Origin of the sequence: Sphingobacterium lactis (genome assembly GCF_051951495.1) — a bacterium.
Lineage (GTDB): Bacteria > Bacteroidota > Bacteroidia > Sphingobacteriales > Sphingobacteriaceae > Sphingobacterium > Sphingobacterium lactis_A.
Window position 1 is genome coordinate 1,009,469 of record NZ_JBNHAS010000002.1, and the last position, 10,906, is coordinate 1,020,374.

A 10,906-nucleotide genomic window follows, 5' to 3' on the forward strand; every position below is an offset into this window, starting at 1 on the left:
CTATGAACATCATATTTTTCTTAATCGGTTGTAGTGTGTTGATCGCTTTGTTCTTTTTAGCTGCTTTTTTCTGGGCTAGCAAAAATGGACAACATGAGGATACCTATACACCTTCTGTTCGAATTCTTTTCGATGATGAACCCCAAGAAAAAACAGAAGAAATAACAAAAAAATAGCCCTCAGCTATATAAAATCACAGTTTTTTTACACTATCCTGTCGTAAAGCAAAGATTGCCTTCTTATCTTTGCAGCAGATGTTTAGACTATTCCACTTCTTAGCTCTTTTCGGCTATCTTAACATGCTTTGTTATGAAGTGAATACTTGTGGCTTTTTTGGAACTCCATCCGCATCTGCCAATGAAACCTTCGTCGAAGTAGTACTTGAAGAAGTCTTAAACTTAAATCACGCAGAATCCGATAAAAATATCCCCTCTATCGTTTTTGACGATTATAGAACGATGGGTTTTTTCCTAGGAATTCTCCCTGCGATTATGATCTTTGCCTGGTTGTTTTCCAGAGCAATTAAGCTGTTAAATACCTTAGATCATCCTTTTTATTTCTCCAAAACACAATGTCTACCCGGATATTATAATTTTCTGTATCGATACAGACCATTCTAGTCAATTTCTTGATTTTCCTATTGTCTAGGTAAGTAAGGCTGCTCGTGCTTTTGCACTTCAGTCAATGCTGCTTGCCCTTGTATTTTATTTTTCCCAGAATATATATTTTTATGAAGAACCAACGAATGATGCTCCCATTGTTTGGAAGCGCCCTCTTTTTTGCTGCTTGTACAGCAAATTCTAACGAACAAACCCAAAATACGGGTCCTAAAGTGTACCCCGTTACTCAATTATTCCAAAAGGATACCGTCGTATATAAAGAATACATCGCCGATATCCAATCGCAGAGAAATGTGGAGTTGAGATCCCGATTAACCGGGTTCTTAAATAAAATTTATGTCGATGAAGGTGCCTATGTACGAAAAGGCCAAGTCCTCTTTTCATTGACAGATGATGAATATAAAGCAGATTATGCACAGGCTCAAGCTGCCGTGAACTCAGCGATGACAGAAGTCAAAAAAGTAGAGCTTGAAATGGAGCGTACGAAAAAACTAGTAGAAAAAAATATCATTAGTAAATCCGAATTTGAACTGCTAAAAGTTCAACTCAGGGCTGCTCAGGCAAAAGTGAAAGAAGCGGAAGCCATGAGCAACCAATCGAAAACCAAATTGGCCCATACACAGATTCGAGCTCCATTTGATGGTCGAATCGACAGAATTCTTCTTAAAGAAGGGTCACTGCTTGATGAAGGTGCCTTGATCACCAGTATCTCCGACCAACAAAATGTCAATGTCTATTTCGATATCTCAGAATCCGAATACCTAGATTTAGCTTCTGATCCCAATTTCAATAGAAATAACTTTAAGCAAGAAGTTCAACTCATCTTAGCCAATGGACAGCTTTATCCGCACAAGGGAATGGCTGAAATCGTAGAAAGTGAATTCAAATCCAGCACTGGTTCTATTTCCTTAAGAGGAAAGTTTGCCAATCCTGAAGGGCTTTTAAAACATGGCGCTACAGGTAGAATTGCTGTTCCGGTACAAACAGGAAACTTGCTGCTCGTTCATCAAAAATCCGTTTTTGAAATTCAAGATAAAGCATATGTGTACACATTAAAAGGTGATACCGTTAAAATGACTCCCTTCCAACAAGGACAACGACTTGGGCATTATTATGTCGTTGAAAATGGCCTTGCTGAAAACAACAAAGTAGTTTATGAAGGGGTGCAGGCTTTAAGAGATGGAATGGTTATTAAACCAAAATTGGTTAATAATTAATTGGAGGATTGGATAGATGTTTGAAAATTTTATTAAGAGACCAGTGTTGTCATTGGTCATCTCCATCTTTATTACCTTATTGGGGCTGCTCGCCCTTTTTACCTTGCCTATTACGCAGTTCCCCGACATTGTACCGCCATCGGTAGTGGTGACGGCAAACTATACGGGGGCAAATGCTGAGGTAAGTACAAATGCTGTCGCTATCCCATTAGAAAGGGCAATCAATGGGGTGGCCGGCATGACTTACATGAATTCCGTGTCGACCAATAATGGTAATACCCTTATTCAAGTCTTCTTTAAGGTGGGTACAGACCCCGATATCGCTGCGGTAAACGTTCAGAATAGGGTCACAACCGTACTGGATGAGTTACCCGAAGAGGTAATCAAAGCCGGTGTAACCACAGAAAAAGAGGTGAATAGTATGTTAATGTACTTAAACCTCTATACGGATGATGAAACAGCCGATGAACGTTTCATTTACAATTTCACGGATATCAATGTCTTGAAGGAGTTGAAGCGTATCGAAGGTGTGGGCTTTGCTCAAATTATGGGTATGAAAGATTATGCCATGCGAATCTGGGTGAAACCTGATCGTCTTTCCGCTTATTCCATTTCGACCGAAGAACTTGTTGAAGCTTTACGCCGACAAAATATAGAAGCTGCTCCTGGACAAACAGGTATCAGTTCGGATAAAACCGTCAATATGCAACAGTATGTTTTGCGGTATCCTGGGAAATTCACCGAAATAAGTGAATATGAAAATATCCCAATCCGAGCTAATGTAGATGGTTCTATTATTCGTGTTCGCGATATCGCCGAAGTAGAGTTCGGATCCTTAGATTATGAAATGGTATCCAAGACGGATGGTCGTCCTTCTGCATCCATCATGATTAAACAATTACCCGGATCGAATGCTCAAGAGGTTATCCAACGGGTAAAAGATAGAATGGAAGAATTAAAGGGTTCCAGTTTCCCTTCAGGGATGACCTATACCATGGGTTATGACGTATCCCGTTTCTTAAATGCATCCATTTCTTCTGTATTGATCACGCTGTTGGAAGCCTTTATCTTGGTATTCTTAGTAGTTTTTATATTCTTGCAAGACTTTAGGGCAACCATTATTCCTATTTTGGCTGTTCCAGTCTGTCTAATTGGTTCCCTATTCTTTATGCAAATGATGGGCTTCTCCATCAACTTATTGACCTTATTCGCTTTGGTACTGGCCATTGGAATTGTCGTCGATAATGGAATTGTCGTCGTCGAGGCCATATATGCCAAAATGGAAGAGGAGCATTTACAACCAATGGAAGCTACATTAGCCGCTATGAAGGAAGTGGGTTCAGCAGTTATTGCTATTACACTCGTGATGTCTGCTGTATTTATCCCCGTAGCTTTCCTTTCCGGACCAGTTGGTATCTTCTATAGACAGTTCTCCTTAACATTGGCTGCTGCAATCGTTATTTCTGGTATCAACGCCCTAACGCTTACACCCGCTTTATGTGCCATTATCTTGAAATCACCACATGATAAGAAACCTGGTAATGGTCCTTTAGACCGTTTCTTCAATGGTTTTAATCGCGTATATAATCGCATTAGTGGTGGTTATAAAAATACGTTAGGCCGTATTGCCGGAAGAAGGGTAATTACACTAGTAGCATTAGCAGGTATGTTCCTTATTACTTGGGGCTCTGCAGCCATCTTACCATCGGGCTTTATCCCAACAGAAGATCAGGGGATGATCTATGTGGCGGTAACTACGCCTCCAGGAGCGACAGTTGACCGTACGGAAGCAGTATTGAATGAGGTAGATAAGATTTCCCGTGAATTGGATGTTGTGGAAACGGTTTCCATTCTGGCGGGATACAGTATAGTAACCGAAGTTTCGGGTGCGTCTTATGGTATGGGAATGATTAACCTCAAAGCCTGGGACGATCGTAGCCAATCGGTAGACGATGTCATGAAGGTATTGCGTGAAAAAACCGCACACATTGCCGATGCGGAAATTGAATTCTTCCCGCCACCAACAGTTCCGGGCTTTGGTAACTCTTCAGGTTTTGAACTTCGATTGTTAGATCGTAGTGGAAATGAAGATTTGGCAAAAACCAATGAGGTAGTCAAAAATTTCTTGACAAAACTCCAAGAAGATCAGGTGATCGAAAGCGCGAGCAGTTCTTTCGATGTGAACTTCCCACAATATATGTTGGAGATTGATTATGACCTAGCAGCCAAGAAAGGAATATCCGTAGAGAATTCCATGAATACCCTGCAGACCTTATTAGGTAGTTTATATGCCACCAACTTTATTCGCTATGGGCAGATGTATAAGGTAATGGTGCAATCCGATGCTTTCTCTAGACAGCGGCCTGAAGATGTCCTTCGATTGCATGTGAAGACTGCGGATGGGGAAATGGTGCCTTACTCTTCTTTTATGACCATGAAAAGAGTATATGGTCCAGAACAAATTACACGATATAATATGTTTACTTCGGCAATGGTTACCGGCCAAGCAGCTCCAGGCTTCAGTTCTGGACAAGCCATCGAGGCGGTTGAGCGTCTTGCAAAGGATTTACCGCAAGGATACGATATCGAATGGTCCGGTATGACTAGGGAACAAAAGATCTCTGGTAATCAAGCAGCCTATATTTTCTTGCTCTGTTTATTATTCGTTTACTTACTATTAGCAGCTCAGTATGAAAGTTTCTTGCTGCCATTACCAGTAATACTCTGTTTACCTGCAGGAATATTTGGTGCATTTATCTTCCTTAAACTATTTGGTCTGGAGAATAATATCTATGCACAGGTAGCTTTGGTCATGCTCATCGGCTTATTAGGTAAAAATGCCATTCTAATCGTGGAGTATGCTAATTTAAAAAGAAAACAAGGTATGGATGTTCTTCAGGCTTCTATTGAAGGTGCAGTCGCTCGTCTTCGCCCGATTTTGATGACCTCCTTTGCTTTTGCAGCCGGATTAATACCGCTAATGTTAGCTTCTGGTGCTGGTGCAATCGGTAACCGAACTATTGGTACGGCTTCTGTTGGCGGAATGGTGATTGGTACCATACTAGGTGTTTTGGTTATTCCGGGTTTAATTGTTCTTTTTAGTAAAAGAAATAAAACCAAGAAACTGAAACAAGCGGTTGTTGCTGTTGCCGTATTGGCATTTATGGGCTCTTGTGCTGTTCCAAACAAAACAAGTGAAAAGCAATTGGATGCCACTATCCAAGCAAATGCTACCGATTTAATGACAGACTCTGCACAAACCTTGGCGAATTTGCCTTGGAGAGATGTGTTTACAGATAACAAATTAATTTCACTTATTGATTCGGCACTGAAAAACAACCACGATGTGCGCCAAACGATACATCGAATTGAATTGGCACAAGCAAATTTCAGAATGCGAAAAGCAGCTGGCCTGCCTTCTTTAGAAGCGGCAGTGGAAGCCGGACTCCGTAAGTATGGTCATTATACCGAATCCGGAATCGGTAACTACGATTCTAATTTCTCCGAAAATCTGAATGTAGATGAAAAAATCCCAGAACCTTTTATCCCCGATTATTTTGTAGGGGTAAGGTCTTCTTGGGAAATTGACCTCTGGGGGAAACTTCGAAATAGGAGAGAGGCTGCATTTGCACAGTTCCTAGCCAAACACGAAACAAAGCGTCTGTTGGAAACAGAACTCGTGGCTAGTATTGCCTCTGCTTATTATGAATTGATCAGTTTGGATCAAAAAATCCAAGTCTATGAACAGAATATCAAATTGCACGAACGTGCCTTGGAAATCATCGAGGCGCAGAAGGATGCCGGTAGGGCAGATGAATTGGCGGTACAGCAATTTCGTTCCATTCTTGCCGAGTCTAAAGCCAATCGGGAACTCGCCGAACAGGATATCCTGGCCTACGAACATCAGATTAATAACTTAATCGGTCGTGTTTATCAACCCATCAATAGAATGGATACAGTCAAAGGACAGCAAGCTCTTTTTCAAGATTTGCAAATTGGCTCCCTTTCGGAATTGCTAAATAATAGATTGGATATTCGTCAAGCTACCTTGGAACTAAAGGCAAGTCAACATGACCTAGAAGCCTCCAGGTTGTCCTTTTTACCTGCTATTGCTATTAGTCCCTACCTGGGGCTGCAATCGTTCAGCCTGGACAATTTGTTTACGCTCGATAAGTCTGTTACTTATGGCCTCTTTGGCGGTATTAGCATGCCGATCTTCAAACAGCGCGAATTGAAGTCGCAATATGAATCCATGAAAGCGGAGTATGGCATTCATTTCTTGTCTTATGAGAAACAGGTCATGCAAGCTGTCAACGAGGTGTCTTTGGCATTAAAAACCCAAGATGCTATTGTGAAAAGGGAAGTTCATGTGCAGGCGCAGACCCAGGCCTTGGAGGAAGCCATTGTAGCTGCCGAAGCCTTATTTATGGCTGGCCGAGTTAATTACTTGGATATTATCACCGCGCAAAAAGGCACCATTGCCGCGCAAGTGGCGCAAGTGGATGTGCAAAAAGAAAAATTATTGAATCAAATTGTGCTTTATAAAGCATTAGGTGGAGGATGGAAGTAAGCCTTGCTTACTTCGCTAGTTTAGGGAGGCTGTGGAATGGCCTCCCTTTTTTGTGTAATTAAATTATTCTCCCGCAATGCTGTGTATGCAAAAGACGGGACGCCTAGATTTGAACCATTCCAGTCACGTAGCTTGCCCCGCTATTGGTCTTTAACTTCAATACAATTGGAAATCTCACACTTTTCCTTTTGAAGATTAGTTTTGAATCTTAATGGATATATTATCGTTTCACATTTATGATAGGGATATCGACTTGAATTCCCGCTTTATATTGAAAAAGATTTAAAGATCCTTTTGGCTTTTCTGAGGTTTCTGTCATGACATAATTCGCTCCAACGAAAAATACAAATGGACTGTTTTTTAGGTTCTTCATGAAATTAATACCAGGGCTAATAATTTGACGAACTTTCAGCTTGTCCTCATCAATCTCCGGATCACTCTGCCATAAATATTGATTCACCAAATTTCCTAAATCCAGAACTTGAAGAAAGATTCCCTGCTTACGACCTGAAAAGGTGAAACCAACTGGGGCGGTAATCCCATAAATCCAACCATTGTTATAATCTGTTTGTGGATTTAAGACCCATTGCGTACCTGCATACGGTCCGACATAACCGTTGATAGTGATGCTGAATTTGGACTCCCGTTTCATCCGATAAGAGGTCGCCGGTAATACATTGCGATCAATCGCTGCCGCCAAACTCTTCTCGTCCGTACTGTTCGAAATATCCGAAAAGAAACTGGTTACTTGTTTTAACTTCGCTAAATGATGTAATCCTCTATTCTTTAAATAGTCATCGCTAACCTCAGCGGCATATTCACTGTAAATAGGATTTTGTAGGGCATCCAACGGACCATCCATAAACTCCATCATAAAACCTATCAATAATAATCTATCGTAATCATATAATTGCTTATTCCCTTTTTCATTGCCTACAAACAGATCCGGATTTAATTTGCGCAATAATGAATCCCAAAACTGATATGTTGGACCTTGAATACCCAGTTTTATATAGTTTACCTTGTCTTCTTTATTTGCTGTAGAAGCATATTTCAGAAATTTAATAGCTTTCTTCACCTCTTCAATAGATATAGAAGATTCGTCATTTATCTTGATATTTCCATTTTGTATTTTAAGTATTATTTCCTCTTTGGGCTTAAACCTTCTTTTTTTATTATGGAAGATTTTCTTTTTTTCTTTGCCATTGGAGCCCTCTTTCTCTAATTTAATCTCTCCAGATGTTTTAATCTTTACAGAAATTCCTTGTTTGAAAACCTCTTTTTGTAAAATACCCAATAAGGTATCCAAGGCAACATCAAAGTTCTTCTGGTAAATATGTTTATAAATCGAAAGGGCAGACTTAAAATTATCGATCACACGTACTTCTTCAGGTTTAAATTCAAATGTGTTTTTAATCTGTAGGATGTTTTGATCCATAAATTCCCAAAAGTTGTTCTTTTGTCCGGATTCCTGACCGCCCTGATCTTGCTTCGCTATCTTGTCAAACTGCGATAGGGTCAATAATAAACTGCTAAGGTTTTTTAGTTCCGGGAAACGACCATCCTTCCTCTTGAAGTAACTCCCATATTTTATTTCTATCAAAGACGATAAGGTATTTATCTCTTCATCTGTGAGACTGGACAGTTCTTCATAGCTTAGCAAACGATAGGTAGGCTTCGTGTCCACATTGTCGATCATAAAGAATTCATTGGTGAGAATATAGAGATTGTCGAATATCTGATTGATGTAATTTAGATTGGAAGTATCAGGAACAGCTGGGTTCAAATGAAAGTGCTTGATGATGTCCCGATACGAATACTGTTTATGAACCAATTGTAGCAATTGTTGCCCTAAGCCAACGGTTACTTTCAATTCATCTAATTTTTCCTTACTTCCTGACCAATTGCGATCGATCCAATCGCTTGCTATTAAATTCGAAGGAAGATGAATGAAATCTTCCGCAAAGGCCAATCGCCATGCTGAACCAAAATCTGGATTGTTAAAGTTGGTCTGTTGTATTAACATTTTGTAGGTGTTGGGAAAGGCATCATATACAAATGGATTGTTGATGTCCTGCTTTAATCGATCCAAAAACCATATAACAGTCTCTTGCTTTGCTCGGTTTGCCAAGAAAATTGCCATCGCTTGAATCAAATCCGATTCTGAGGGTAAGGAAAAGGAAGACCGGCTATTCTGCTCTGCTTGCTGTATGGTACTTTGAACCTGAATAATCTGAGTCGATTTTTCTGAGGAACTCTCAAAACCTTGGGAACTGAAATCCAATAATAAGGAGGTCTTATTAGATTCTTTTATTGCGTTAAAAATAGCCTTAGCATATTTTGCTATATGAGGGGCCGATTTCGTGCTAAATGAGTCAACCATCGATTTTAAAGAATCTCGAGTTTTTTCATGTTTGCTAATTGTATCAGCAATGGACTTTTGTAAACTAACAATTGTATCATTCAATGTCAGACCTTTGATAGGGTGAATGTTCTGCTTTTTTATATCATCAATATCTTTTTGGACAACATTTCTTATACTATCAATTTCCTTTTTAGATTTTACTGAATCTAATCTAGATAAAGTGAATTGATGCCCATCCAACTTTCCTTTTAAATTAGAAAGTATAGGTAATTTTTGATTTTCCTCCTTTAATTTATTGTCATTTTGGCGATAAGCTTTTACCTCGGCAAGCAATTTGTCCTTTAATTCATTATTTGTATTGTTCTTAATTAGTGGAAGGTTTTCTAAGTCTGATCCATTGTAAATGCTGTTTATTATCTCCGCTTCAATAATTTTTATTTTCAAGGTGTCATATTTCGCTATGAAATTTAATTTAAGGTTCTGGGATGAAGCATCTGTTGTTTTTGATCGCTGTGATCGGTCGAGTATACTTGTCAAGGTGTAATATACTTGATCCATTTGATGGTTCTTCAGCCCTTTGGCATTCATATATTTTGCCAATTGAAATAAATTATAAAGTGGTAATGCCGTACTGTCCTTCCGACTGGATTGCGATTTGGCTTGAATTGTAATACACAATAAAGCAATCAAAAATAGGAGCTTTTTCATCTTGCTGTTAATTAATTGGTTGGTTACTAAAGTTATAGAGATACCTTTAGGTTCACCATACCCCAATAAGGGTATTTTTTACAAATTTGCTCAGCTGAATGACCTTCTTTATCTACAAATTTTGGCATAGAATATACAATAGGTTTAGTTCTAATATATGTTCAAATGAATTCACCTTATTTTCTGAACCATTCCAACCTCATTACTACATGCTTGTTTTCGGGGCTTTAAATTACTCTTCCTATTATTTATACCCTCTCTCTGATGCTTAGCAATGCTTATTCTTGTCGTGGTATCTTGTTTAGGTTGTTTTGTGTGAATCTATTCTATTAGACTGAAGTAGTTATTCGCTACCTGTGTTTTTAAATGAATTCGACAGTCTACCCATTAATTCTAAGGTTTTCTTTATTTAGATAATATAATGACTCCAGTATGGTTCGTGTTGAACTCGTATCTGACAGGGGTTTCCTTCGAGAACGCTAGGGAATTTCCTCGGATCTGACAGGGATCTTGTTCGGATCTCGTTCGGTCGGAACCGAACGAGATCCGAAGGAGTTCCGAACGAGTTCCGAAGGAGATCCGAAGGGTTCTCGAATCCAACCCCTGCCTGACCCCTGGGAAACCCCTTGTTGGTATGACGGAGACAATAGGGAAGGAGCAGGGAAGTCCCGTCCCGATCCCTTCCTTCCTGGACCAGCCCCTGGACAGGGTTCCGACCGTATGTCGGCATATTGTGCGCCTTTTATTCCCCGCTGGATAAAATTATCTCCCAATCTGCTAGCGAGTTACGGCGTTCCCGTAAAAAATGTTCACTCTGGGTCTTGGAAATACGGTCCCAAAGTCCCTATCTTTGCACCACTCCGCAAGGGAGGGACGGCCATACGGCCACTGAAACAAGGGAAGGAAAGCGAGATCGGAAAGGCAGATTCTGCACGACGATCGACTGGAAAATAGGCCTCGAAAAATATTTTAAAATAAATTTTGCGGAACCGAAAAAACCTTCTACCTTTGCAGTCCCAACTACGGGGAACGGCACAGGGCGCGACGCCCGGAGCCGCAAAAAACAAGAAGAGTTAAAGGGTTCGACCGTCGGTCAGCCCGACAACATAGAAAGCAGCCGAAGCGTGAAGCGGAGGCGAAAAGTTCTTTAAGAAACAATGATCATGTAGCGCAGCGAGTAGTCGAGAGACGAAAGTTGAACAAGAAGATTTTTAAATCAATTCAACCAGATCGGAACCGGGAAATCAGATATTTTAATATTAGAAGACGATTCTATTTTTCATAAATAGTCTCGATCTCACACTTCATTCTACAATGGAGAGTTTGATCCTGGCTCAGGATGAACGCTAGCGGCAGGCCTAATACATGCAAGTCGGACGGGATCCAGTGGTAGCTTGCTACCATCTGGTGAGAGTGGCGCACGGGT

At 40.2% G+C, this 10,906-nt stretch carries 5 protein-coding genes and 1 rRNA gene; 5 read left to right on the plus strand and 1 reads right to left on the minus strand.

The annotated features are described in order from the left end of the window. Positions 1–2: 2 nt before the first annotated feature. The 4 genes from ccoS to ACP6L2_RS12070 all read left to right on the plus strand — a co-directional run bounded on the left by ccoS (position 3) and on the right by ACP6L2_RS12070 (position 6,407). The gene (ccoS, locus tag ACP6L2_RS12055; RefSeq protein ID WP_440509571.1) at positions 3–176 is read left to right on the plus strand and encodes a cbb3-type cytochrome oxidase assembly protein CcoS; all 174 of its coding nucleotides are present in this window, start codon (positions 3–5) and stop codon (positions 174–176) included. Positions 177–254: 78 nt separating this feature from the next. Beyond that, complete coding sequence (locus ACP6L2_RS12060) at positions 255–620, plus strand: hypothetical protein (protein WP_440509573.1); 366 nt, start codon at positions 255–257, stop codon at positions 618–620. Positions 621–730: 110 nt separating this feature from the next. Further along, entirely contained in the window at positions 731–1,837 is a 1,107-nt protein-coding gene (locus ACP6L2_RS12065) for an efflux RND transporter periplasmic adaptor subunit (protein WP_440509575.1), read from the plus strand. A 16-nt stretch (positions 1,838–1,853) separates the two neighbouring features. After that, positions 1,854–6,407 carry an efflux RND transporter permease subunit gene (locus ACP6L2_RS12070; protein WP_440509577.1) on the plus strand — a complete coding sequence of 1,518 codons (4,554 nt, stop codon included), beginning with the start codon at positions 1,854–1,856 and terminating at the stop codon, positions 6,405–6,407. Positions 6,408–6,627: 220 nt separating this feature from the next. On the opposite strand, the gene ACP6L2_RS12075 is transcribed toward ACP6L2_RS12070, so the two are convergent. Next, a complete protein-coding gene (locus ACP6L2_RS12075) occupies positions 6,628–9,480 on the minus strand; it encodes a hypothetical protein (RefSeq protein ID WP_440509579.1) in 2,853 nt (950 codons plus the stop codon). A gap of 1,311 nt (positions 9,481–10,791) precedes the next feature. Here ACP6L2_RS12075 and ACP6L2_RS12080 point away from each other — a divergent pair. Beyond that, positions 10,792–10,906, plus strand: a 16S ribosomal RNA gene (locus ACP6L2_RS12080); the annotation flags it as partial.